Source organism: Kitasatospora sp. NPDC050463 (genome assembly GCF_040655255.1).
Taxonomy (GTDB): domain Bacteria; phylum Actinomycetota; class Actinomycetes; order Streptomycetales; family Streptomycetaceae; genus Kitasatospora.
In genome coordinates, this window is record NZ_JBFAJO010000030.1 from 58,396 (window position 1) to 82,045 (window position 23,650).

The 23,650-nt window shown below is 74.0% G+C and carries 19 protein-coding genes, 1 tRNA gene and 1 riboswitch; of the genes, 13 read left to right on the forward strand and 7 right to left on the reverse strand.

All coding sequences use genetic code 11. The features are described from left to right. Nucleotides 1–36: 36 nt before the first annotated feature. The gene (locus tag AB0J08_RS20210) at nt 37–1,521 is read right to left on the reverse strand and encodes a PP2C family protein-serine/threonine phosphatase (RefSeq protein ID WP_360635637.1); all 1,485 of its coding nucleotides are present in this window, start codon (nt 1,519–1,521) and stop codon (nt 37–39) included. A gap of 624 nt (nt 1,522–2,145) precedes the next feature. On the opposite strand from AB0J08_RS20210, the gene AB0J08_RS20215 reads away from it, so the two are divergent. Continuing rightward, nucleotides 2,146–2,784, forward strand: a complete 639-nt coding sequence (locus AB0J08_RS20215) for a bifunctional DNA primase/polymerase (protein WP_360635640.1) — start codon at nt 2,146–2,148, stop codon at nt 2,782–2,784. Nucleotides 2,785–3,080: 296 nt separating this feature from the next. Here the strand turns inward: AB0J08_RS20215 and AB0J08_RS20220 are convergent, their stop codons facing one another. The 4 genes from AB0J08_RS20220 to AB0J08_RS20235 all read right to left on the reverse strand — a co-directional run bounded on the left by AB0J08_RS20220 (nt 3,081) and on the right by AB0J08_RS20235 (nt 7,801). Next, nucleotides 3,081–4,067: a DUF5926 family protein gene (locus tag AB0J08_RS20220; protein WP_360635644.1), complete on the reverse strand. Its 987-nt coding sequence runs from the start codon at nt 4,065–4,067 to the stop codon at nt 3,081–3,083. A gap of 163 nt (nt 4,068–4,230) precedes the next feature. Next, nucleotides 4,231–4,671 carry an ATP-binding protein gene (locus tag AB0J08_RS20225; RefSeq protein ID WP_360635647.1) on the reverse strand — a complete coding sequence of 147 codons (441 nt, stop codon included), beginning with the start codon at nt 4,669–4,671 and terminating at the stop codon, nt 4,231–4,233. Between the two features lie 696 nt (nt 4,672–5,367). Beyond that, nucleotides 5,368–6,192: a glycerophosphodiester phosphodiesterase family protein gene (locus tag AB0J08_RS20230; protein WP_360635650.1), complete on the reverse strand. Its 825-nt coding sequence runs from the start codon at nt 6,190–6,192 to the stop codon at nt 5,368–5,370. Nucleotides 6,193–6,328: 136 nt separating this feature from the next. Beyond that, nucleotides 6,329–7,801, reverse strand: coding sequence for a cytosine permease (locus AB0J08_RS20235; protein ID WP_360635653.1), 1,473 nt, complete (start codon nt 7,799–7,801; stop codon nt 6,329–6,331). Beyond that, a riboswitch (TPP riboswitch) is annotated at nt 7,794–7,941 on the reverse strand. (Overlaps the previous gene by 8 nt.) A 310-nt stretch (nt 7,942–8,251) precedes the next feature. On the opposite strand from AB0J08_RS20235, the gene AB0J08_RS20240 reads away from it, so the two are divergent. The 8 genes from AB0J08_RS20240 to AB0J08_RS20275 all read left to right on the forward strand — a co-directional run bounded on the left by AB0J08_RS20240 (nt 8,252) and on the right by AB0J08_RS20275 (nt 17,383). Beyond that, nucleotides 8,252–9,946, forward strand: coding sequence for a trypsin-like peptidase domain-containing protein (locus AB0J08_RS20240; protein ID WP_360635656.1), 1,695 nt, complete (start codon nt 8,252–8,254; stop codon nt 9,944–9,946). A gap of 61 nt (nt 9,947–10,007) precedes the next feature. Next, a tRNA-Ser gene (locus AB0J08_RS20245) sits at nt 10,008–10,095 on the forward strand. Nucleotides 10,096–10,278: 183 nt separating this feature from the next. Then, a complete protein-coding gene (locus AB0J08_RS20250; protein WP_360635659.1) occupies nt 10,279–11,385 on the forward strand; it encodes a peptidoglycan-binding protein in 1,107 nt (368 codons plus the stop codon). 101 nt (nt 11,386–11,486) lie between these two features. Further along, complete coding sequence (locus tag AB0J08_RS20255; RefSeq protein WP_360635662.1) at nt 11,487–12,332, forward strand: MerR family transcriptional regulator; 846 nt, start codon at nt 11,487–11,489, stop codon at nt 12,330–12,332. A 68-nt stretch (nt 12,333–12,400) separates the two neighbouring features. After that, nucleotides 12,401–13,699, forward strand: a complete 1,299-nt coding sequence (locus tag AB0J08_RS20260; protein WP_360635665.1) for an MFS transporter — start codon at nt 12,401–12,403, stop codon at nt 13,697–13,699. A 299-nt stretch (nt 13,700–13,998) separates the two neighbouring features. Further along, the gene (locus tag AB0J08_RS20265; RefSeq protein ID WP_360635668.1) at nt 13,999–15,363 is read left to right on the forward strand and encodes an FAD-linked oxidase C-terminal domain-containing protein; all 1,365 of its coding nucleotides are present in this window, start codon (nt 13,999–14,001) and stop codon (nt 15,361–15,363) included. A 450-nt stretch (nt 15,364–15,813) separates the two neighbouring features. After that, nucleotides 15,814–16,143 (forward strand): hypothetical protein, encoded by a 330-nt coding sequence (locus tag AB0J08_RS20270; protein WP_360635671.1) that lies wholly within the window; start codon nt 15,814–15,816, stop codon nt 16,141–16,143. A 481-nt stretch (nt 16,144–16,624) separates the two neighbouring features. Continuing rightward, nucleotides 16,625–17,383 (forward strand): pyridoxal 5'-phosphate synthase, encoded by a 759-nt coding sequence (locus AB0J08_RS20275; protein WP_360635674.1) that lies wholly within the window; start codon nt 16,625–16,627, stop codon nt 17,381–17,383. Nucleotides 17,384–17,521: 138 nt separating this feature from the next. Here the strand turns inward: AB0J08_RS20275 and AB0J08_RS20280 are convergent, their stop codons facing one another. Then, nucleotides 17,522–18,589 carry an EamA family transporter gene (locus tag AB0J08_RS20280; protein ID WP_360635676.1) on the reverse strand — a complete coding sequence of 356 codons (1,068 nt, stop codon included), beginning with the start codon at nt 18,587–18,589 and terminating at the stop codon, nt 17,522–17,524. A gap of 152 nt (nt 18,590–18,741) precedes the next feature. On the opposite strand from AB0J08_RS20280, the gene AB0J08_RS20285 reads away from it, so the two are divergent. Together AB0J08_RS20285 and AB0J08_RS20290 are read left to right on the forward strand one after the other, a co-directional pair. Continuing rightward, nucleotides 18,742–19,620, forward strand: coding sequence for a DUF1906 domain-containing protein (locus AB0J08_RS20285; protein WP_360635679.1), 879 nt, complete (start codon nt 18,742–18,744; stop codon nt 19,618–19,620). Between the two features lie 62 nt (nt 19,621–19,682). Next, the gene (locus AB0J08_RS20290; RefSeq protein ID WP_360635682.1) at nt 19,683–21,020 is read left to right on the forward strand and encodes a hypothetical protein; all 1,338 of its coding nucleotides are present in this window, start codon (nt 19,683–19,685) and stop codon (nt 21,018–21,020) included. 96 nt (nt 21,021–21,116) lie between these two features. Here the strand turns inward: AB0J08_RS20290 and AB0J08_RS20295 are convergent, their stop codons facing one another. Continuing rightward, nucleotides 21,117–21,314 (reverse strand): hypothetical protein, encoded by a 198-nt coding sequence (locus AB0J08_RS20295; RefSeq protein ID WP_360635684.1) that lies wholly within the window; start codon nt 21,312–21,314, stop codon nt 21,117–21,119. Between the two features lie 77 nt (nt 21,315–21,391). On the opposite strand from AB0J08_RS20295, the gene AB0J08_RS20300 reads away from it, so the two are divergent. Both AB0J08_RS20300 and AB0J08_RS20305 read left to right on the forward strand, forming a co-directional pair. After that, nucleotides 21,392–21,790 (forward strand): DUF4259 domain-containing protein, encoded by a 399-nt coding sequence (locus tag AB0J08_RS20300; RefSeq protein ID WP_360635687.1) that lies wholly within the window; start codon nt 21,392–21,394, stop codon nt 21,788–21,790. 185 nt (nt 21,791–21,975) lie between these two features. Then, a complete protein-coding gene (locus tag AB0J08_RS20305; RefSeq protein ID WP_360635690.1) occupies nt 21,976–23,637 on the forward strand; it encodes a long-chain fatty acid--CoA ligase in 1,662 nt (553 codons plus the stop codon). Nucleotides 23,638–23,650 lie beyond the last annotated feature (13 nt).

A 23,650-nucleotide genomic window follows, 5' to 3' on the forward strand; every position in this document is an offset into this window, starting at 1 on the left:
GTGCCGCCGCGGGGCCGCGGCCCCGGGCCCCGCCGGCTACTCGAAGCGCGCGGCCAGCAGCATCAGGTCGTCGGTGGCGGGGCCGGTGTCCCGGTCCGCGCAGACGGCCAGCAGGTGCGCGCAGAGCCGGTCCGGGTCGATCCGCACGTCGCGCGGGGCGTCGGCGGCGGCCCGGCGCAGGTTGGCCTGCCCGGCGTGCAGGGTGGGGCCGAAGCGGCGGGCCAGACCCTCGGTGTAGAGCACGAGGGTGTCGCCGCGCCCGGCGGTCAGCTCGACGCCCGGCGCCTCCCAGCAGGAGAGCATGCCGAGCGGCGCGGAGAGCGAGGTCTCCACGAACTCGGCTCCCTGCCGGGTGACCAGCACGGGCGGGCAGTGCCCGGCCCCGGCCAGGGTGATCCGGCGCTCGTCGGGTTCGATCCAGGCGTAGAGGGCGGTGGCGCTGCGGGCCGGCTCGGTGGTCTTGAGCAGCAGCTCCAGATCCCCCAGGACGGAGACCGGGTCCTCGCCCTCCAGCACGGCGTAGGCCCGCAGCGCGGCCCGGACCCGGCCCATCGCGGCCGCCGCGCCCGGGGCGGAGCAGGGACCGGCGCCGGGGCCGTCGCCGGAGACGCTGCCGACGGTCAGGCCGACGGTGCCGTCGGGCAGCGGGATGGCGTCGTACCAGTCACTGCCGACCGAGCGGTCCAGCCCGGCCGGGACCAGCCGGGCGGCCAGCCGCAGGCCGGCGGGCTGCGGGAGGCGGTCCGGGAGCAGGCCGCGGCACAGCGCCTCGGTGGTGCGCCGGACCTGCTCCGCGGCCAGTTGCTTGGCCAGCAGCGGGGCGGCGACGTCGCCGTACCGGCGGACCAGTTCGCGCTGGCGCTCGGTGGGCTCGGCGGGCTCGTCGTAGAACCAGAGGACGGCGGCCAGCGGGCCGTCCTCCTCGGTGGCGAGCGGGAGGCCGTGGCAGCCGCCGAGGCCGAGGTGGGCGGCGAGTTCGCGCAGTCGGGCGCCGATCGCGGGGTCGTCGGCGAGGTCGTGCGACTGCACCTGGGCGGGCCGGTCGTGCTCGCGCAGCAGCCGGGCGACCAGGCTCTGCTCCGCGGGCACCGTCTCCAGCGCGCCGAGGCTGGCGCGGTCGAGGCCGTACCCGATCGGCTGGCTGGGACCGCCGCCGGGCAGCACGGTGACCAGCAGGGCGCGGCGGGCGCCGAGCAGCGCGGTGCCGGAGGCCAGTACGGCCTCCAGGGTGGCCGTCAGGCCGCGGGCGCGGGCGAGCCGCTCGGTGTGCTCCTGGAGGCTGGTGAAATCGGACAGCCGTCCGGCCAAACGGTCCTGCAGGCCGGCCGGGGGTGCGGTCCGGCCCTCCGGGGCACCGGCCGCCCCGGACCGGGCCTGGGGCTCGTCGGAGGGGCAGAGCTGCTGCCCGGCCGGTCCGGCGGGGGTCCCGGGGAAACCCGGATGGTCGAGCACCGAGAGCCCGCGGGGGCGACGGGGATCGCCCGGCTCGAAGGATGTCGACGGTGGGTGGGACTCGGTCATGCCGCCACTCCTGACGCGGTACGTGTCATGCGGGACCCCCGGGTACGGCCGATCGGAGCGAGCACGGCCAAAGGGCGTGTTTCGCCTCGATTCGTTACTACTCGTCATTGATCGACAGCAATGCCACCACTTCTACACAGGCCATTCGGGGCATGTCCAGATCCAGGACTACGCGGGTGGCCGGTTCCCCGCCGCGTTCCCACCGTGGTCACCGCCGTGGTCGCCGTCGGGTGGGGCCCGGCCCGGGGGCCGCTCCGTTCGTGCGCGCCCCGGCCGGGCCCGAGGGCATGGAGCGGCCGGAGAACGGGCAGAACCGTCAGGACGGTCCCCACGGCCGTCCGGATCGTATGCTTTCGCCGCCCGTCGGCCGGGTCGGCCGGAAGTCACTCACTCGTACGGTGGAACCAACCGCGCCCGGGCGGCGTCCATCCGGTCGCATACGGGATTCTCGTTCCAAGGGCTGTTCTCATCCGCGGCTCTTTCATGTCGTGCTCCACACCGTGCTCCACCCCCGCCACGCCGCTCGCCAAGCCCGCCAGCCCGGTTCGGGCCGGTGCGGCGTTCCCCGACGTGGGCAGGCGGGGCCGGAGCGACCCCGAGCGGTCACGGAAAGGAACGAGCGTCATGCGCGAGAATTCGAGGAGCCGGTCGGCAGCCCGTTCCGTCCGGCTGGCCGCTGCCCTGGCCGCCGCCACCGACCACCGCTGGCCGGTGGTCCCCGGCACGCTGCTGCTCGGCGGCCACTGTTCGTGCGGGGACGAGGACTGTGCCGTTCCCGGTGCCCATCCGCACGACCCGCCGCTGCTGGCGGCCACCACCGACGCCCGGATGGTGCGCTGGTGGTGGGAGCGGCAGAGCCCGGACGCGCCGGTGCTCGCGGCGACCGGCGGGACGGTCTCGGCGGTCAGCCTGCCCGCGGCGGCCGGCGCCCGGGCGCTGGCCTACCTCGCCGCGCTGCGGATGCCGCTCGGCCCGGTGCTTTCGATGCCCGGCCGGTACGCGATGCTGGTGGCCCCGTACTCGCTGGATGCGCTCGGCGAGATGCTCGCCCAACTGCCTTGGGTCCCGGGGTCGTTGCGGTACCACGGGTCGGGCGGCTTCCTGTCGCTGCCGCCCGGCGGCGGATCGGGGGGCGGGGTGCGCTGGGTGCTGCCGCCGCGCCCGGCGGCGGACGGCGGGGTGTGGCTGCCCGAGGTCGGGCCGCTGCTGGGAGAGTTGGTCGAGGCGACGGTCCAGTTGGACAGCGGGCGCTCGGCGTACTGACCGGCGCTCCCGTCGGGGCTCCCGTCGGCGGCATCGCCCGTGCGGGCGATGCGGCGGGCGGGGGCCGGCCGGGACCGGCCCGGCGGCGCGGGCGGTGTACTGGATCGGGCACGGTCCACCGGCCCGGCCGGAAAACAAAAGATCCGGCCGCTGGCGACGGGGGATGCACCAGCGACCGGACTCTTTAGACAGTAACAAGGATCCGCGCCCGCGCCAATTTCCAAGAGGCCCTGCCCGCCCGGAAATTGCAGTACCGGCGGACAATGTGACGCGTATCACCCGGATCCGAGTCCCCTTTAGTTCAAGGTGACCTGACGGTTCACCAGGTTGGCGCGGGCCCGCCGCTCCTCGCCGGTCAGCGGCGCGGGGTCGGCCAGCGTCGCGGCGAGCCGCTCGGCGAACTCGGCCGCCGGCTTCTCGCAGTCGGTGGCGGTCATGGCGAGCGGCAGGTCCCAGACCGGGACGGTCAGGCCGTGCGCGCGGAACGAGCCGACCAGGCGGGTGTCCGGGCCGAGCGAGGACTGGTCGGCGGCGGTGAGCCGGGCCAGCGCGTCGAGCAGCTGCTCCTCCGGCACGGTCATCACCCAGCGCAGGTGGTTCTTGTCCGGAGTGCCGCACCAGTACGCGGAGTCCACGCCGGTCAGCTTCTCGGTGGGGATCGCCGAGGCGTTGGCGCGTTCCAGGGAGGCGGCCACCTCGCCGGTGGCGGTCTCGGCGTCCTCCAGCCAGAACTCGAAGCCGGTGTGCACGGCGGGCGTGAACTCGGCCGAGTCGTCCAGCAGGTCCTGCAGGCGGCGGCCGCCCGCGACGGTCCGGCGGGCGGGGACGGGCGAGCCCGGCTCGGCGGCCAGTGCCAGCTCCAGGGCGTCAGCCAGGTCGCGGCTCAGGTCGCCGGAGGCGGACTGGGTCTGCAGGCCGAGCAGGATCGAGCCGTCCTGGCGGCGCAGCGCCGGCCAGGCCAGCGGCAGCACGGTGGCCAGCGTCACGGACGGGACGTCGCCGTTGGCGGCCTCGGCAACCCCGGCGGCCAGCGTCAGCGGCACGGTCGCGGCCGGGACCAGCTCGCGCAGCGCCACCCAGTCGGCCTCGCCGGGCAGCCCCTCGAACGGGCGGTGCACCAGCTCCTGAACGGCGTGCGAGGCCTCCCTGCCGTGGCACGCCTTGTACCGGCGACCCGAACCGCACGGGCAGTTCTCGCGGGCTCCGACCACGGGGATCTCACCCGTGACGGCGGTGGTGGACTGGCTGTGCTGCGGCGCCTTCTTGGCGGCCTTCTTGCCCATGGTGCGGCTCTCCCGGTGGCGGTTTCGGTGTGCTCCGGGCAGCCTACTGACGTTCCCCCGGCGCGTGGGTACGCGCCGGGGCGGGGAGTGCCCACGCGGACGCCGTCGCGGCAGCGTCGGACCGGGTGGCCGCCGGTCGCCGCGCGGGGGCGCTCGGGCAGGGTCAGGCGCTGCGGGCATCACCGCCGGTGCGCCTGGCGTGCCGGGCCCGGGCGGGCAGAGCGGCCCAGACCGTGACCTCGCCGGGCGCGTCGCGCACGCCCCAGTCGCTGGCCAGCTGGTCGACGATGCTCAGCCCGCGCCCGCCGCGTGAGGTCAGCGACGGGCTGGCGGGGGACGGCCGGGTCTGCGCACCGCCGTCGGTCACCTCCACGGTGAGGATCCCGTCCGCGTGCATCTGCCAGCGCACCAGGACGCCACCGTCGCCCTCGCCGTCGTCCGGCTGGGCCTGGGCCGTGGGCCGTCCCTTGCCCTGGCCCTCGGGGCGGGCCGGGGATCCGCTCGACACCGGAGCACCGGTCGCCCTGACCGGTTCGGCCGGTCCCGACGGGACGCCGACGAGTACCTGGTCGACGATCTCCACCCGGGCGCTGCGCCCGAGCACGGGCAGCGGGCCGAGCGGCCGCGCGTAGCGACATGCATTGCTCAGCAGTTCGGAAAGGATCAGAACAGCATCATCAATGACCGGTTCAGGTATCTCCCGGTCTCCCAGATCTCGACGCAGTCGGCGCCGTGCGACCCCGACACTCGCTGGGCCGTGCGGCACTGCCATGGTCGATGAAGTCGGCACTTCACGCGCCACCATCAACGCCACCCCCGGACCTCCTTCAGCGTATGCCGAGGGATGGATGCCCCTTGGTAATGGGTCGGAAACGACCGTACGGCGATCCCGCGCGGACATTTCAAGCCGAGCGACAGACGGTGCGCGGCAGGTGATTCCGTGCTCACCCTCTGTCGTGAGAGCGCATAATTTCCGACCGAAAACGACGGGGAAGGTTTGAGTCCCTACCAAAGCGGTCGTCGACCGACGGGCCTGAAGTGCCGGACAGGGCCGAAGTGGGGTGAGTGGTCACCAGGCTTCCCGGGGCACGAAGAATCCTGAGGGACTGGTGGGATCAATGGGATCAATGGGCCTGGGAGGACTCGAAACAACCCGATGGGACCCGGTGGGCTCGACGGTTCTCGATGGACCCGATGGACCCGATGGACCCGATGGGCTCGACGGTGCTCGACGGGATGCAGCGGTGCTCGGGAAACCCCGAGCCCGAGGACCGGCGCCGCCTCGCGGGCACGGACCGGTTCACCGGCCGAGCTGGGCCAGGACCTCCGCCGGGCGGTTGGTGATGATCCCCGAGACCCCGAGCTCCAGGCAGAGCTCGACATCGGCCGGCTCGTCCACGGTCCAGACGTGCACCTGGTGGCCGAGCTCCCGCAGCCGCGTCACCAGCCGGGGCCTGGCCCGGACCAGGTCGATGCCCGGACCGGCGATGCGGGCACCGCCCGGCAGCGAGGCACCCGGGCGCAGCCGGCCCTGCAGGGGCATGGTCCGTTCGAACAGGAACACCCGCGGGTACTCCGGTGCGGCGGCGGCCACCCTGGTCAGCGCCAGCGAGGAGAAGCTCATGATCCGGGCCTGCGGGCGGTCGCCCTCCGGCGCTCCGCCGATCTTGAACCGGTCGAGCATCCGCAGCAGCTCGGCCTCCACCCGGCCCCGGAAGCGGACCGGATGCTTGGTCTCGATCGCCAGATCCACCGGACGTCCGCAGTCGGTGACCAGCTCCAGCAGGCTCTCCAGCCGCAGGACGCCGCGCAGGTCCGGGTCCGCGCTCGGCTCACCCGTCTTCCAGGCGCCGAAGTCGTGCGCCTCCAACTGGGCCAGCGTCATCGAGGAGACCGGGCCGCGGCCGTCCGAGACCCGGCCGATCCGGCGGTCGTGCACGCAGACCAGGTGCCCGTCCGCCGTCACCCGGACGTCGCACTCGACCGCGTCCGCGCCCTCGTCGAGCGCCCGGCGATAGGCCGCGAGCGTGTGCTCGGGCAGGGCGTGCGAGGAACCGCGGTGGGCGATCACCTGGACGGGCGGCGCGGTGCGCGCCGCCGCCGGGGAGAGGTCGGGGCTGGTCACGCCGTCCACGATAGGCGGCGGAAGTGACACAGAGGCGAAGACGGCCCCAACCCGCGGGGCCGTCTTCGCTGCGGCGCCGGCCGTCGAGTGCCGGGCTTCCCGCTGCTCGGCTGCTCGGCGCCGGGCGCCCGGACGGTCAGGCCGCGGCGGTGCGGCGGGTCAGCGGGGTGAGCGCCCAGGTGGCCAGGGCGGGCACCAGGAAGCCGAACAGCGACGCCGAGGTCCACTCCTGGGGCGTGAAGTGCAGCGTCTCCTGCACCGACGTCCAGAAGTCCGTCCACCAGCCGGCGATCGCGGTCGGCGCGATCACCTGGTAGACGGCGAAGCCCAGCGCCCAGGGCAGCAGCATCAGCCAGCGGGACGGCGCGTCGTCGGCGAGGTTCCAGCCGCGCCGCCCGGCGCCGAGGAAGTAGTCGACCGCCAGTACCGCGAACATCGGCACGAACACCGAGCCGATCAGGCCGAGGAAGGCGTAGTAGGAGTCGGTGAACTCGGTGATCTGCAGCGCCAGCACGGTGATCAGCAGGCCGGTGCCGCCGGTCAGGACCCGGCGGTCGACCCTCGGCAGCAGGTTGTGGACCGACATGGCGGTCGAGTACACGTTCGCGAAGGACTGGTCGGTCTCGCGCAGCACCAGCACCAGCAGGAAGAGCCAGCCGGCCCAGACGCCCAGGAAGGAGTCGAAGATCCGGGTGGCGTCGCCGTCGGCCTGCAGCAGCGCGAACAGGCCGAGCACGTAGCACCAGACCTGGGCGACGGTGTAGCCGGAGAAGCTGCCCCAGAACGCGGAGCGGGCGGTGCGCGAGTGCCGGGTGTAGTCGGCGGCCAGCGGGACGAAGGAGATCGACACCGCGATCATCGCGTCGGTGGCCTTGAGGAAGCCGTGCCAGTTGCCCGCGCCCGGGTCGGACACGCCGTCCCGGCCCAGCTGGACGGTGAAGTACACCATCGCCACCGCGACCGCCGCGGCGACGAAGCGACGCAGCACCGCTATCGCGCCGAGCGGCCAGATGGTCAGTGCGGTGGTCACCGCGCCCGCCAGCACGACGAAGAGCCAGCGGTAGCCGTCGGTGTGCGCCACCGTCTGCGCGCCCATCGCGATGACCAGCAGCTCGTACACGCCCCAGCCGATGCACTGGACGATGTTCAGCACCGTCGGCAGGTAGGAGAGCTTCGTCCCGAACAGGCCACGCAGATTGGCCATCGCCGGTGCCCCGGTCCGGGCCCCGATCAGCGCGGCCACGCCGAGCATCGCGGTGCCGACCACGGTGCCGGCCACGATCGCGGTGATCGCGGCGGCCAGCGACAGCTCGCTGCCCGGCGCGCCGAGCACGGTGGCGGCGGTGGTGAAGCCGATCAGGCTGACGCCGAGGTTCATCCAGAGCGCGAAGTGGTCCCGGAAGCGGAGCGTGCGCGGCGGCTCGGTGTCCAGGACGAACGGGGCCTCGACCCGGTCGGCCCGCTCCGGGCGGTCCAGCACGGCGGTGGCGGCAGCCGTGGAACCGGGTGCGCCGTCGGCGGCGTCGCAATGATCGGTCGCGGACGACTCGGGGAAACCCGAGGACTTGGGCGCGGGCGCGCCCGAAGAGGATGGCGAAGCAGGCGGCATGGCCGATACTCCCTACGCCGGCATTACCCGGACAGGTTCCGGCGGTCTGCGCCCCCTCGACGGTCCGTCCACGATCCCGTGGCGTACGGTCGACCGGCGCACTCTCAGCCTGGTGGGTCCAAGCTCCCGCGTGTCAGTTAGGAGCGACAGGCTAACCGGCGCGGGGGTGAACGCCAAGGCCAGGCGTCCGGCGGTCCGCATCGCGGGACGCCGCGGGGCGTCCTCGTGAGGCCTTCTGCGGGGGGACCGCAGGGAGCCGGCGCGGGGCCGACCGGGGCATCGGGGGCCGGTCCGGGGGCACCGGACGGGGCCGCCGTCGGGCCGGTCGGCGGGCCGGTTGTCGGGCCGGGCTAAGGATTCTTATGAGTTCTTCAGAGGGGTCCTTACGACAATCGAATCGAGTGTGCGAAAAACTATGGTTGTTGGTCCTGTCAGCTATGGAGGTCGTCCGTGAGCAGCGAGCGCGAGGTTGGGCCCACCGGGCCACAGGGGGAGCAGCCCTCCGACGGCCAGGGGGTAGTGGGTCCCGCTCATGACGGTCCGGCGCCCGCCGCCCCGGCCGCGCCGCCCACCGGCGGGTTCACGCCGACGCTGGCGTTCGGCAAGGTCGGCGCCCCGGAGCCGGCGCCCGCAGCCCCGGCCGAGCCGGTTTCGGCTCCGGCGCCCGCCCCGGCGGCGGCCGAGACCGGGTACATCGACGCACCTCCGCCGATCCTGCCGCCCGCCCCGGCGGCGCCCGCGGCCCCGGCCGCTCCGGCAGTCCCGGCTCCCGCGCCGGTCACCAACCCGTACGCCACCCCCGGTACCCCGGTCGCGGCGGCGGCCCACGACCCGTACGGCGCTCCGGCCGCTCCGGCCGCGCCGGCGCCACACCACCCGTTCGGCGCCGGCCAGCCGCTCGGCGGCTGGGGCGCCCACGACGCCCCGCCCGGCGGCACCGGCACGCCCGGCGGCCCGGGCTACCCCGGTGGCCCGCTCGGCTACCCGGCCGAGTACCCCGGCGCCCCCGAGCCCGGCGGCCCGCGCAAGAAGCGCGGCGGCCTGATCGCGCTGATCGCCGCCGTCGCCCTGGTCGCCGGTGTCGCCGGTGGTGCGCTGGGCGTCACCGTCGCGGACCGCAACGGCGCCGGCATCATCGCCTCGGACGACCACAAGAGCACCACCGTCCAGGCCAACAGCACCCAGAAGAACGAGCCCGCCCCCGGCTCCGTCGCCGGCATCGCGCAGAAGGCGCTGCCCAGCGTCGTCACCATCAAGGCGCAGGGCAACGGCGAGTCCGGCACCGGTACCGGCTTCGTCTTCGACACCGAGGGCCACATCCTCACCAACAACCACGTCGTCGCCCCCGCCTCCAACGGCGGCAAACTGACCGTCAAGTTCGCCGACGGCAGCTCCTACAGCGCCTCGGTGCTCGGCCGCGCCGAGGGCTACGACGTCGCCGTGGTGAAGCTCGACAACCCGCCCAAGGACAAGCTGACGCCGCTTCCGCTGGCCGACTCCGACAAGGTCAACGTCGGTGACTCCACGATCGCCATCGGCGCGCCGTACGGCCTGGAGTCCACCGTCACCACCGGCATCATCAGCGCCAAGGACCGCCCGGTCGCCTCCGGCGACGAGACCGGTGCGCAGTCCTCGTACATGAACGCCCTGCAGACCGACGCCTCCATCAACCCCGGCAACTCCGGCGGCCCGCTGCTGGACGCCAGCGGCGCGGTGATGGGCATCAACTCGGCGATCCAGTCCAACACTTCCAGCAGCGGCCGGGCCGGCAGCATCGGCCTCGGCTTCGCCATCCCGATCAACCAGGCCAAGTGGGTCGCCGAGACGCTGATCAAGACCGGCAAGCCGGTCTACGCCAAGCTGGACGTCCTGCGCAACGACGACTACAAGGGCGACGGCGCGCAGATCCAGACCCGCGACATCCAGGGCACCCCGGCCGTCACCCCCGGCGGCGCCGCCGACAAGGCCGGCCTCAAGCCCGGCGACGTCATCACCAAGCTCGGCGGCAGCCCGATCGAGAACGGCCCGGCCCTGGTCAGCAAGATCTGGACGCACAAGCCCGGCGAGTCCGTCGACATCGAGTACACCCGCAACGGCCAGACCCTCACCACCAAGGTCACCCTCGCCGAGCGCGTCGGCGACTGACCCGCACTCCCGAAACCAGGTGCACCGAACCCCGCCGGACCCGTTAGGCTGACCTCCGCCTGGAGAGCTGCCCGAGCGGCCTAAGGGAACAGTCTTGAAAACTGTCGTGCGGTGACCCCGTACCGTGGGTTCGAATCCCACGCTCTCCGCTGGTAGGAGAACCATCTGCTCAGGGCGGGTGTCGACGTCGAGTCGGCACCCGCCTTCGGCGTTTCCGGGGCGGGGTTCACCTGAACGGGGGGTTTGGGGTGGGTGCGTCCTCGTGAGGGGCTGAGGGGCGCGTTCGTCGGAGGTGAGGGGCGAACTGCCCTGGGCCCGGCGAGGAGAGACGGATGGCCTGGTACCCCGGCGCTGAGAGGCTGGAGCTTCAGCCCGAGTCGGACGAGCAGCCGGCGATCGTGCCGACGCAGGTGATCTTCCACAGCATCGCGGCGCCGTGGGCGCCGCGCCGAATCTACGAGTACTGGCGGGACTCGACCAATCTGGAGTCGCACTTCGGGGTCGGCTACGACGGCAGCGTGGGCCAGTTCATCGGCACCGAGACCAGGGCGGACGCCAACATGCGGGCCAACCGCAGGGCGGACGGCACGGGGGCGGTGAGCGTCGAGTCGGCCAGCAACGACCAGAACACCGACCCGTGGACGAACGCGCAGGTCGCGGCGCTGATCGCGCTGGGCGTCTGGCTGCACCGGCAGCACGGGATCCCGGCGCGGGTCTGCCGCACCGCGGACGACGCGGGCTTCGGCTACCACCGGCTCTTCCCGGACTGGTCGGACGGCGGTACGTCCTGCCCCGGGAACGCCCGGGTGCGGCAGTTCTACGACGTCGTCCTGCCCGGTATCGCCGGTGGGGGCGGCGGCCCGCTGCCCCCGCCTCGGTCGGACTCCGGGCCGGCCCGGAACCGGGTGACGATCAACGGTCTGGAGTACGGATACGGCGCGCACGGGCCGCAGGTCCGCGAGGTGGGCGAGGCGCTGGTGGCGGCCGGGCACGGCTCGCACTACACGGCCGGTCCGGACGAGGACTGGCGTGACGCCGACACCCTCAACTACCAGGACTACCAGTGCAGTCTGGGCTACTCGGGCGGCGATGCGGACGGTGTCCCGGGCGAGGAGTCGCTGCGCCGGCTGCTCGGCCACCTGCCCTCGCCGCGCCGCGTCTCACTGGCCCACATCGTCGCGGCGGCCCGGACGGACCCGGGTGCCGAGCAGGGCCACGTGACCTACGGCGGTGAGGTCCGGATCGTCGAACAGGCGCTGGCCGACGAGGGGTTCCTGGAGCAGCGCTGGGTGGACGGCTCGCTCGGCAGCAGGTCGGTGCAGGCCTACGCGGCCTTCCAGCGCAGCCTCGGCTACACCGGCTCGGACGCCAACGGCATTCCCGGGCAACGGAGTCTGCGGGCGCTGGGGGAGCGGCGCGGGTTCGACGTCACGGACTGACAGGCTGGCCTGACGGGCCGGTGGCCAGGCGGGCCACCGGCCCGGCCGTGAGTGCCGGTGCTTGACCATGACACGGTGTGAGGGTCTGCACTGGAGGCATCATGTTCAACATCGGAGACTTCGCCAAGCACGGCCGGGTGTCGGTCCGGATGCTGCGCCACTACGACGCGATCGGGCTGCTGCACCCGGCGCGCGTCGACCCGGTCAGCGGCTACCGCCTCTACGAGGCCGCCCAACTCGCCCGGCTCAACCGCGTCATCGCCCTCAAGGACCTCGGCTTCACCCTGCAGCAGGTGCGGGCCGTCCTGGACGAGCGGGTGGAGGTGGCCGAGCTGCGCGGGATGCTGCGGCTGCGGCAGGCCGAGCTGGCCGCGGCGATGGCGGCGGACGCCCGGCGGCTGACCCGGGTCGAGGCGAGGCTCCGGACGATCGAGAGCGAGGGAACCATGCCTGTGCAGGATGTCGTGGTGAAGCGGGTGCCGTCCGTCCGGGTGGCGGAGCTGACCGCCGTCGCGGCCAGCTACCAGCCGGAGGACATCGGGCCGGTGATCGGGCCACTGTTCGGGGAGCTCTGCCGTCGGCTGGCGGAGGCCGGGGTCGCGGAGACCGGGCCGTCCGTGGCCCGGTACGAGGACGTGCCGGAGGGGGACGGCGCGGTGCTGATCCGGGTGGCGGTCCCGGTCGGGGCGGCGGTGTCCGGGTCGGCGGTCTCCGGGGAGGGGGAGCGCGGCTTCGACGTGGTCGACCTGCCGGAGATCGCGGAGGCGGCGACCATCGTGCACCGGGGGTCGATGGACGACGCGCTGGGTGCCTTCCAGATGCTGGCCCGGTTCATCGACGAGAACGGTTACCGCTCCACGGGGTACGCGCGGGAGCTGTACCTGGAGTGCCCGGACTCGCCGGCGGACTGGGTGACGGAGTTCCAGGAGCCGGTGGTCCGTTCCTAGGCAGGCGGAGGGCAGGGCAGGGCAGGGCCTTGCCCTCGACCTGGTCGAGGGTCCTACGGTCGGCGGGCATGGGAACGAGCAGCAGGACCACGCCCGCCGGGCCGACCACGCCCGCCGGAACGACCGCGACCGCCGTGCCGGACCGCCCGGCGCGGGCCGCACTCCCGGGCCCGTACCTGTGCTGGCTGGCCGGCACCCAGGCCGGCCTGCTGGGGGATGCCGCGCTCTACCTCGCCCTGGGGTGGGCGGCCTCCGCCCACGGCGGGGGCGCCGCCGGCCTGGTCCTGACCGCGATCACGCTGCCCCGCACCGTCCTGGTCCTGCTGGGCGGTGCGGTGGCGGACCGGTTCGGCGCCCGCCGGGTGATGCTCGCCGGGGACGCGGTGATGCTGGCCGCCACCCTGGCCCTCGCGGCCGCCTCGGGTAGCTGGGGCACCCCGCTCTGGCTGCTCGTGTCGGCGGCTGCCGTGATCGGCACCGTCGACGCCTTCTACCTCCCGGCGAGCGGCTCGATGCCGCGCCGCCTGGTGGGCCCGGGGCAGTTGTCGCGCGCCCTCGCCCTGCGGCAGGCCGGCGGGCAGATCGCGGGCCTGCTCGGGGCGCCGCTCGGTGGCGTGCTGGTCGCGGTGGGCGGGCTGCCGGGGGTCGCCCTGGCGGACGCGGCGAGTTTCGGGGTGCTCCTGTTGGTGCTGCTGAGGGTTCGGGTGACGGAACCGGAGGCGCCGCAGCCGGTCGGCTCGGATGACGCGGGGCGCGGTCCGGCCCGGCCCGGGCTGCTGCGCGAGGCGGCGGCCGGGGTCCGGCTGGCGCTGCGGGACCCCCTGCTGCGCGCCGCGCTGCTGCTCACCGGCGCCGCCGCCGGGGCGTTGCTGCCGGTGGTCTCGCTCCTCTCGCCGCTGCTGACCCGGGCCCACGGCTGGGGTGCCTGGTCCGCCGGGCTGATGGCCGGCGGACAGGGGGCCGGGGTGCTCGCGGTGGCGGGCCTGGTCTCCTGGCGGGGCGCCCTGCGCCGGGCCGGAGTCGGGGCGGCGGCCGGTCTCTGTGCGGCCTCGGTGGGGATCGCGGTGCTGGCCTGGGCGGCGGAGCCGGTCACGGCGGTGGCGGGCAGCGTGCTGGCCGGAGCCGGGTCGGGGCTGTTCGCCTGCCACCTCGGACCGCTGGTGCTGGGCGGCGCGCCGACCACCCATCTCTCACGGATCCAGGCCCTGTTGACGTTGGTGCAGAGCGCGGCCCTGGTGCTGTCGACCGGACTGCTCGGTCTCTTCGCCGACGCGGCCGGTGCCCGGTGGCCGACGTCGCTCTGCGCGCTCGCCACCGGTGCGGCCGGGCTGGCCGCCTGGGCGTCCACCGTGCTGCGCCGGGCCTGAGCCGCTCCCGGCGGGCCGGCCCCTCGGGTGGGCCCGGGTCGAACCGTGGGCCGGCCCTCAGGCCGTCCGGGCCGGAGGGCGGACCAGTGGTGCCGCCCGCCCGGGGACCGAGAACCGGACACGGGCGGGCCGGAGCGGCGTACTTGCCGGTCGTGCGGTGGCGGGGCAGAGTGCGAGCAGAGGGCGATGGGCGGCGTTCGACCCGATCTCCTGCGACCGGACGGCGTACGGCTGGACGCCGTACGACCGGGCGGAGCACGGCCCGGGTGGTACGCGCCGCACGGCGATCGGAGGCGGCGATGAGTGATCTGACGGACCGACTGGCACTGGGTCTCCCGCCCGGGGCCCTGGTGGTGGACCCGGACGTGATGGCCGCCTACAGCCACGACATGGCGGGCTTCTGCGCGGCCGGCACCCCCGCGGTGGTGGTCTTCCCGGAGACGGTCGAACAGGTGCAGCACGTCCTGCGGACCGCCACCGAACTGCGTGTGCCGGTGGTGCCGCAGGGCGCCCGGACCGGGCTCTCCGGCGCGGCCAACGCCGTCGACGGCTGCATCGTGCTGTCGATGGTGAGGATGAACCGCATCCTGGAGGTCGACCCGGTGAACCGGATCGCGGTGGTCGAGCCCGGCGTGGTGAACGCGGAACTGTCCAGGGCCGCCGGGGAGGTTGGCCTTGCCTACCCGCCGGACCCGTCCAGCTGGGAGTCCTGCACCATCGGCGGCAACATCGGTACCGGCGCGGGCGGGCTCTGCTGCGTCAAGTACGGCGTCACCAGCGAGTACGTGCTCGGCCTCGACGTGGTGCTGGCGGACGGGCGACTGCTGTCCACCGGTCGCCGTACGGCGAAGGGAGTCGCCGGCTACGACCTGACCCGGCTGCTGGTCGGCTCGGAGGGCACGCTGGGCGTGGTGGTCGGTGCCGTGGTGGCTCTGCGTCCCGCGCCGGCACCGCAGTTGGCGCTGGCGGCGGAGTTCCCGAACGCGGACACGGCGGGCGCCGCCGTGTGCGAGGTGATGTCGCGCGGCCTCACGCCCTCGCTGATGGAGCTGATGGACGCGGTGAGCGTGCGGGCGGTCAACGAGCTGGGGCAGATGGGGCTGCCGGAGTCGACCCAGGCGCTGCTGCTGGTGGCCTTCGACGGGCCGGACCCGGCGGGCGAGCTGGCGGCGGTGGGGGAGATCTGCCGGGCGGCCGGTGCCACCGAGGTGGTGCCGGCCGAGGATCAGGCGGAGTCCGAACTGCTGCTTCAAGCACGGAGGTTGGCGCTCCCCGCGATGGACCGGCTGGGGACGACGATGATCGACGACGTGGCGGTGCCGCGTTCGCGGCTGGCCGAGATGCTGAACGGCGTCGCCGCGATCGCCGAGCGCCATGGCCTGACCATCGGGGTGGTCAGCCATGCCGGGGACGGCAACACCCACCCGATCGTCATCTTCGACGCCGACGATCCCGAGGAGTCGGCCCGGGCGCAGCGCTCCTTCGACGAGATCATGGCGCTGGGGCTGGAGTTGGGCGGCACGATCACCGGGGAGCACGGGGTCGGGTTGCTGAAGCGGGAGTGGCTGGCGCGCGAGCTGGGGCCGGTGGCCATGGAGCTGCAGCAGCAGCTGAAGGCGGTCTTCGACCCCCTGGGCATTCTCAACCCCGGCAAGGCGGTCTGATGGTCAGCTCTTGGTGTCCTCAGCCCCCTGCTGGCCGCCCTCTTCCGGAGAGCTAAGTAGGATTTTGGAATAGTCGCAGGATGGCTGGATATATCGACAAGGGAGGGTGGCGCTCCCTTTGGGGGGTGTGTTCGCCGACGGGGCGCGCCAGGGTGGCGCGCAATGGTTATCCGTGTGCTCCCCGTGCGCCTCTCGCGAGGGCGCTTCCACTCGCCATCATTCGGGCTAAATCGCAGGTGGGCACCGGTGTGTCGACGCACTGTCCGCTGAGACGCCCGTTATTCGCCGCTGCCCTGGATATCACGCGAACGGGCGAAAACTGAGCCGCGAGGTGGTGCTTTGTCGATTTGTTGCGGAAGTCTGTCTCTCGGCGTCGCAGCCCGCAGGTGATCGTCTGGCCGACGAACTCCCGCACACAATGCACGATTTACAGCTTTCTTGGAGGTTCTCATGGCTCGCATCCGTAATCGCCGGCTGGCCGGTTTTCTGGTCGCGGCCCCGCTGGCGGCAGGTCTGCTGCTGGCGGGCGCCGGGTCCGCCGCAGCCGACAACGGCGCGCTGGCCAACGACGGTTCCAATGCAGGTGTGGTGTCGAACACCGGGACGGGCAACGTCTTCGGCTCCGTCGACGGCAACTACGTCTCCACCCAGCAGACGGCCACCGGTTCCGGTGCCTCGAACCAGTCGAACACCCTCGCGGTGAAGGACAATTCGGGTGCCATCCTGGCCGGCCAGTCCAACAAGAACGTCAACATCGTCTTCGCCCCGGTCTTCAACTGACGGGAGCGGGTGCCATCGCCGGCGGGGGCGCCGGAGGTGGGTGACCGCGAGTGAGCTGAGCGCTCGCGGTGGGGCTCGAAGCGAGACGACTCGATGCAGGGAAGACCGGGCAGCGGAAAGGGTCACCGCGAACCGGCCTCGTGGGCGGTGCCGATGTGCGGCACCGCCCACGAGTGCGTTCGGGGTGCGGTGACCTGAGCGGTGCCCTGAACGGGGATCGGCGGGCGGGGCAGGGGCCGGACCGGGGAACGGGACCGGATTCCGCCGCCGGCGTGCTGCGAGCCGACCCGGGCGGACCCGAGCCGACCCGGGCGGGCCCGAGCCGACCCGGGCGGGCCCGAGCCGCTCCCGGCCAGGGCGCGCGCGGAACCGTCACCCGTCGGCGGTACGGTTGCGCTCCGACAGCGCACCCCGCGCCCGGGGCCCCGGCGGGCCCGGCCGGCGAGGGGCTGCGACCGCGGCAACCGGAAGGAAGGGCGCGATGGCAGCGGAGGAGGAGGGCCTGACCGGTCCGGGCGAGGCCAGGCCTGCCCCGGGGTCGGAGTCGAGGCCCGAGACGAGGCCCGAGCCCAGGTCCGTACCCGAGCTGTTGCTCGGCCGCCCGCCGATGGCCCGCCCGCTGCCGTCCTTCGACGCCGAGTCGGCCCCGGCGGAGCCCGGCGCGCTCTTCGTCGACTGGCTCGCGACCGCGCTCGCGGCCGGCGTGCTGGACCCGCAGGTGGCCACGCTCTCCACGGTCGACGCCGACGGCATGCCCGACGCCCGGGTCCTGGTGCTGCGCGACGTGGACGCCTCCGGCACCGGCTGGGTCTTCTCGGCCGCCGCCGACAGTCCGAAGGGCCGCCAGCTCGCCGATCACCCGGCCGCCGCGCTCACCCTCTACTGGCCGCCGCTGGGCCGCCAGGTGCGGGTCCGCGGCACGGTCGAGCGGGCCGCCGACCAGGTCGCGGCGGCCGAGTTCGCCACCCGCTCCCCGGCCGCCCGGGTCGGTGCGCTGGTCGGCCGGCAGAGCGAGCCACTGGCCTCGCCGACCGAGTACGACGAGGCGGAGGCCGTCGCCCGCCGCCGGCTGGAGGCCACCCCGGACGCCGTGGCGGCAGGGCACGCCGTCTATACGCTCTGGGCGCACGAGGTGGAGTTCTGGCAGGGCGACGCGAACCGCCGCCACGTCCGGCTGCGCTACACCCGGACGGGCCCGGTCCGCACCCCGGAGTGGTCGCGAACCCTGCTCTGGCCGTAGCGGGCAGGCAGACGGCCTGGCGGCCCCGGTCCGGGCCGCCGGGCTGCCGACCGCGCCGCCACGCCCGGTCACCGCGGCGAAGTGACCGCGGCGAAGCGACCTCGGCGCAGTCACCTCGGCGAAGTCACCGCGGCCCGTTCACCGCCGCCCGGTCAGCGTGGCCCCCACGCTGGCGGCCACCACGCAGCCGATACCGGCCAGCTGCACCGCGCCGAGCAGCTGGCCCAGCACCACCAGGCCGACCAGCGCGCTGACCGCCGGTTCCAGGCTCACCAGGACGCTGAACACCCGCTGCGGCATCCGCCGCAGCGCGGTCATCTCCAGTGCGTAGGGGATCACCGGCAGCAGCAGCGACACCCCGGCCACCGCGAGCAGCAGCATCAGCGGAGAGGCGCCGGGGGCGGTCAGCCCGTCCCAGGCCTGGCCGAGCCCGAACGGCGCCAGTGTCAGCGCACCGACCGTCATCGAGACCGCCAGCCCCTGGAACCCCTGGAACGCGGCGCCGACCTTGTCCGTGAACAGGATGTACGCGGCGTAGCAGGCGGCCGCCCCGAAGGCGTAGGCCAGGCCGACCGGGTCGAGTGACGATCCGCCGCCACCCTCGCCGAGCAGCGTCAGCAGGGCCACCCCGCCGGCCGCGAGCAGCGCCCAGACCAGATGGCTGGCCCGGCGGGCGAAGATCAGCGCGACCGCGAGCGGGCCGAGGAACTCGATGGTCGCGGCGGTGCCCATCGGCAGCCGGTCGATCGCCCCGGCGAAGAGCAGCGTCATCCCGGCGGACGCCACTCCGAGCAGGCCGGCGGCGGCGAGGTCGCGCGGCCGGCGTCCACGCAGCCGGGGGCGGGTGGCGGCGAGCAGGATCACCGCCGCGAACCCGAGGCGCAGGAAGGTCGTGCCGCTCACGCCGAGCGGGCCGAACAGGGGCTTGGACAGCGCGATGCCGAGCTGGACCAGGAACATCGCGGCCAGACAGAGGAGCGGCGCCGGGATCCGCTCCGGGCGCCGCACGAGCTTCGAGTACCGCCGGCCGGATGGCCCGGCGGGTTGCGCGCCCGGCGGCAGCCCAGGGTCGGGGGCCCCGTCTCGTCGCCAGCCACCGCGCTCGCCGGCGGGCTCGCCCTTGGGGGCGGGCGGCATGGCAAGGGCCTCGGCGACGGCGGCGGCCGGCGTCGGGGAGGTGGTTTGGCGGGCATGGGACGTGGGCATAGTCGCGAGTTTGCCGTAAGGAGTGAGCCAGGGGCAAGCTCGTTACCAAAATGCGGACGGATGCGGACGGGTGCGCCCGAAAGGGTGAGCTTCTCGGGCCCGTACGGCGAGGTTGCCGCATTCATCCGATGGTCCGTCAGTATCAAGGCCGGGTGCGCTATCTCCGCCCGGCGGCCCTGGCTGCCTCCTCCCTCGTGCTCCTGCTCGCGATCGACGGGGCAGGCGTCCGCGCCGAGGCGACCGCCCCGGTGGCCGCCGCCGTGCCCCGCATCCGGGCCACCGTCCTGCCCGACCGGTCCGGTCCGCCCGCCCCGCGGGCCCGCGACCTCTACAGCGGCGAGGCCTTCGACGCCTGCACCGCGCCTCCGCTCGACACCCTCCGGGCCTGGCGCGGCACCTCCCCGTACGGCGCGATCGGCATCTACACCAGCGGTGCCCAGCGCGGCTGCGCCCAGCCGAGGCTCACCGCCGACTGGGTCCGGCAGGCGCGGGCGATGGGGTGGCGGTTCCTTCCCGTCCACGTCGGCCTGCAGGCGCCGTGCAGCGAGCTCAAGGGCAAGCCCCGGCGGATCGACCCGGCCCTCGCGGCCCAGCAGGGCCGGGACGAGGCGGCCGAGGCGGTCCGCGGCCTCACGGCCGTCGGGCTGGGCCAGGGCAGTCCGGTCTTCCTGGACATCGAGTCGTACCCGATGCGCGATCCGGCCTGCGGCCAGGCCGTCGTCGACTTCGTGCTCGGCTGGACCCAGGCGCTGCACGCGACCGGCTACCGGTCCGGCTTCTACTCCAGCCTCGACTCCGGCGTGGCCGACCTCGCGGCGGCCGCCCGCGCGGGCAGCGCCCCGCTGCCCGACACGCTCTGGTACGCCCGCTGGGACGGCCACGCCGACACCGCCGGCGGCGGGGCGCTCACTCCCGACCTCTGGGTCGACCGCCGGCGCGTCCACCAGTACCAGGGCAATGTCGAGGAGACGTACGGCGGCGCCACGCTCACCGTCGACCGCAACCGGGTGGACGCCCCGCTGGCGAGCTGACGGGCCGCGCTCCCCGGCCGGATAGGGTGTCCCGTCGACTGGTCACACGGAGGGGGACGGGCGTGTCGGAAGGTCAGGGACACTACGGCGGAACGGGCGGACACGGAGCCGGTCCACACCCCGCGCCGTACCCGCAGGGCGGTCCGTACCCGCAGGGCGGTCCGTACGCCGGACCCAACCCGTACGCCCAGCCGAACCCGCACGCCCCGGCCGACAACCCGTACGCCCAGGGCGGCCCGCACCCGCAGGCCGGCCCGTTTCCGCAGGCCAGCCCGTACCCACAGGCCAGCCCGTACCCACAGGGGAACCCGTACACCCAGGGCGGCCAGCCGCAGGGCAACCCGTACGGGCAGCCCCATCCGCACGCCCAGCCGTTCCCGGCCCAGCCCGGGCCCGCCGCACCGCCCGTCGTACCGCCCGCCGCCCCCTTCGACGGCGGCTGCCCCGGCCCGCAGCCGCGCCGCAGCCGGATCGCCGTGCTGCTGCAGTTCACCCTCCAGTGGATCTACGCACCACTCTGGATCGCCGCCCTGGCGGCCCTGTTCGCGATCCTGCTCTGGAGCGGCGCGTCCGGCCCGTCCGGCCCGGACTCCGACTCCTGGCTGAAGGTCAACCGCACCTTCATCCCCCCGCGCCGCCTCAAGGCCGAGCTCACCGGCCGTCCGGAGGACTGGGAGCGGTACGTCGGCCCGATCCTGGAGCGCCGGATCCGCACCGCCGAGGCGGAGTACGCCGCCGGTGGCGGCGAGGTCGGGGCCGACCTCGGCCGCACGATGGGGGTCAAGCTCGCGGTGCGCCTCTACCGGGGCCTCGGTGCGGCCGGGGTGGTGCGGCTCGCGCAGCGGTACGGCTGGCAGGGCGTGCCCTCCGGTGGTGACCTGGGGCGCGTCCGGCTCAGTCGGTGGTTCCCCGCCCCGGCCCGGGTGTCCGCGCCGGGCCCGCAGGATCCGCCGGCCGCCCCGGGCACGCCGTGGGGGGCGCGTCCGACCCGTTCCGCGCTCCTGCTGCCGTTCATGTTCGTGCTGCAGATCGCCTACGTCCCCGTCTACGGGGTGCTCAGTCTGCTGGCTTTCTGGGTGAAGCACCCCGAACCCGACTACTGGGACCGCTGGGGCGCCCGTTGGACGGTCGGGCCGCGCGCCTTCTGGGCGGAGTTCTCCGGCAGCGCCGCCGCCTGGGACCGACACGTGCGCCGCATCGTCGCGCGCGAGACCCGCCCGGGCAACAACCGGGGCGCCGAGGCCCCCCGCCGGATCCGCGTCAACCTCGCGACCTATCGCGGCGCGGGTGCCCACCACGTCCTGCGGGTCGCCGCCGAACAGGGGTTCTTCCTGGATCCGGCCTACCTGCCGGAACCCGAGGTCTGCGTCCGCCTCCACCGCCCCGACCGGCAGGCCTGACCGGTCGCAACCGACGGGCCGTCCGCTCCGGCCCCGCCCGCTCTCGTCCGCTCCGACGCGCCGTCAGCTCAGCCCCCGCCGCGGCCGGGGCGCGGGTCAGTCCCGGAGGCCGAGGGACAGCCAGCCGCGCCCGTCGCAGTCCCGGCAGGTCTCCGGGATGTGGCCGGTGCCCGACCGGTCGGCCCGCACGCCCAGCCGCGCCCGCGTCCGCACCCCGTCGGAACAGCACGGACACGGCACCCGGAAGCCGGCCGGCTCCGGCTGGACCCGGTGATCGTCATGACTGTCGCTCATGCCCCCAGTATCGCGTGCCATTGTCAGTGCGGTCCGCTACAACGGGGCTGACCGAAGAGCCCGATCACGGAGGACACATGGGGACCTGGGGCAGCGGCAACTTCGACAGCGACGCGGCGGCCGACCACCTCTCCGAGCTCACCGGCCGGCTGCTCGACGACGTCGAGCGGGCGATGTCCGGCGACCGGGTCGAGCTGGAGCCGGACGAGTACTGGGGCGTGGCCGTCCCCTGCAACCTCGAACTGCTCCACCTGATCGCCTCCCGGCACTACGTCGGCGCGGGGCTTCCCGCCGCGGCGACGATCGAGGGCTGGAAGGCGGACTTCATGGCCGTCTGGGAGCGGAGCATCGACGGTCTGGAGCCCGACCCCGGTCACAAGGAGGAGCGGAGGGCCGTCCTGCTCCGTACCTTCGACGGTCTGGCAGCCCTGGCCCGGGAGCGCGACCAGGACAGCCAGGACGGCCAGGTCGACTGAGGCCGACCGAGCGGACGGTGCCGGGCGGCGGGTGCGGCGAAGCCGTGACCCGTGCAACGGGGCCGGGATGCTGACAGCGGGCAGGCGGAGAGGCAGAATCGGGCTCGACTGCCTGTATTACCGCCCAGTAGGCCGCCCGGTAGCCGCGCAGTCGCCGCCACAGTGCGCCAGGTCAAGGAGGACCCGTGTTCAGCACGATGCAGGACGTCCCGCTCACCGTCGCCCGGATCTTGGAGCACGGGTCGACGATCCACGGGCGGTCGACCGTCACCACCTGGGACGGCACCGGGCCCCTCGTCCGGACGTACGCCGAGGTCGGGGCGCGCGCCGCGCAGCTCGCGCACGCGCTGCGGGACGAACTCGGGGTGACCGGGGACGACCGGGTGGCCACGCTGATGTGGAACAACGCCGAGCACCTGGAGGCGTACCTCGCGGCGCCGGCGATGGGGGCGGTGCTGCACACGCTCAACCTGCGACTTCCGGCGGGCCAGCTGTCGTTCATCATCAACCACGCCGCCGACCGCGTGATCATCGTCAACGGCACCGTCCTCCCGCTGCTGGCCGCCGTCCTCCCCGAACTCGCCCCCACGCTCAAGCACATCGTGGTCAGCGGCCCCGGCGACCGTTCCGTGCTGGCCGGCTTCGCCGGCGCCGTGCACGACTACGAGGAGCTGCTCGCCGACCGGCCCACCACGTTCCCGTGGCGGACCGACATCGACGAGCGCCAGGCGGCCGTGCTCTGCTACACCTCCGGCACCACGGGCGACCCGAAGGGCGTGCTCTACAGCCACCGCTCGATCTACCTGCACGGCCTCCAGGTCAACACCGGTGACAACTTCGCCTTCACCCCGCGCGACGTCGCGCTGCCGGTCGTCCCGATGTTCCACGTCAACGCCTGGGGCATCCCGCACGGCGCCTTCATGTCCGGCGCGGGCCTGCTCATGCCCGACCGCTTCCTCCAGCCGAAGCCGCTGGCCGAGATGATCGCCCGGGTGCGGCCGACCGTCAGCGCCGCGGTGCCGACCATCTGGAGCGGCCTGCTCGACGAGCTGGACGCCGGCGACTACGACACCTCCAGCCTGCGCATGGTGGTCATCGGCGGCTCCGCCTGCCCGCCCGCGCTGATGAAGGCCTTCGACGAGCGGCACGGCATCCGGGTGGTGCACGCCTGGGGCATGACCGAGACGTCGCCGCTCGGCGCCTTCGCCCAGCCGCCCGGCGGCCTCACCCCCGAGGAGGAGTGGCCGTACCGGATCAGCCAGGGCGTCTTCCCGGCCTCGGTCGAGGCCCGGCTGACCGGCCCGGGTGGCGAGCGGATGCCGCACGACGGCGCTTCGGCGGGCGAGTTGGAGGTGCGCGGGCCGTGGATCGCCGGGGCGTACTACGGCGGCGCCGGCCACGACCCGGAGCGCCCGGACGACAAGTTCTCCGAGGACGGCTGGCTGCGTACCGGTGACGTCGGCACCATCACCCCGGACGGCTACCTGACGCTGACCGACCGGGCGAAGGACGTGATCAAGTCCGGCGGCGAGTGGATCTCCTCGGTGGACCTGGAGAACCACCTGATGGCCCACCCGGAGGTCGCCGAGGCCGCCGTGGTGGCCGTCCCGGACGAGAAGTGGGGCGAGCGCCCGCTGGCCACCGTCGTGCTGCGGCCGGGTGCCACGGCCGGGCTGAGGGAGCTGCGCGCGTTCCTCGCCGAGCGGGTCGCCTCCTGGCAGCTGCCGGAGCGCTGGGCGATCGTCGAGGCGGTGCCGAAGACCTCGGTCGGCAAGTTCGACAAGAAGGTCATCCGCGCCGGCTACGCGGCCGACGAGCTGGACGTCACGGTGCTCGGCAAGGAGTAGCCGCCGGGCGGCA

Bases quoted from the DNA above. Each gene is read 5' to 3' on its own strand.
- AB0J08_RS20215 (WP_360635640.1), top strand. From the start codon at position 2,146: ATGCGCGAGAATTCGAGGAGCCGGTCGGCAGCCCGTTCCGTCCGGCTG.
- AB0J08_RS20295 (WP_360635684.1), bottom strand. From the start codon at position 21,314: ATGAGCGACAGTCATGACGATCACCGGGTCCAGCCGGAGCCGGCCGGC.
- AB0J08_RS20280 (WP_360635676.1), bottom strand. From the start codon at position 18,589: ATGCCCACGTCCCATGCCCGCCAAACCACCTCCCCGACGCCGGCCGCC.
- AB0J08_RS20255 (WP_360635662.1), top strand. From the start codon at position 11,487: ATGTTCAACATCGGAGACTTCGCCAAGCACGGCCGGGTGTCGGTCCGG.
- AB0J08_RS20300 (WP_360635687.1), top strand. From the start codon at position 21,392: ATGGGGACCTGGGGCAGCGGCAACTTCGACAGCGACGCGGCGGCCGAC.
- AB0J08_RS20275 (WP_360635674.1), top strand. From the start codon at position 16,625: ATGGCAGCGGAGGAGGAGGGCCTGACCGGTCCGGGCGAGGCCAGGCCT.
- AB0J08_RS20220 (WP_360635644.1), bottom strand. From the start codon at position 4,067: ATGGGCAAGAAGGCCGCCAAGAAGGCGCCGCAGCACAGCCAGTCCACC.
- AB0J08_RS20235 (WP_360635653.1), bottom strand. From the start codon at position 7,801: ATGCCGCCTGCTTCGCCATCCTCTTCGGGCGCGCCCGCGCCCAAGTCC.
- AB0J08_RS20210 (WP_360635637.1), bottom strand. From the start codon at position 1,521: ATGACCGAGTCCCACCCACCGTCGACATCCTTCGAGCCGGGCGATCCC.
- AB0J08_RS20260 (WP_360635665.1), top strand. From the start codon at position 12,401: ATGGGAACGAGCAGCAGGACCACGCCCGCCGGGCCGACCACGCCCGCC.
- AB0J08_RS20265 (WP_360635668.1), top strand. From the start codon at position 13,999: ATGAGTGATCTGACGGACCGACTGGCACTGGGTCTCCCGCCCGGGGCC.
- AB0J08_RS20250 (WP_360635659.1), top strand. From the start codon at position 10,279: ATGGCCTGGTACCCCGGCGCTGAGAGGCTGGAGCTTCAGCCCGAGTCG.
- AB0J08_RS20270 (WP_360635671.1), top strand. From the start codon at position 15,814: ATGGCTCGCATCCGTAATCGCCGGCTGGCCGGTTTTCTGGTCGCGGCC.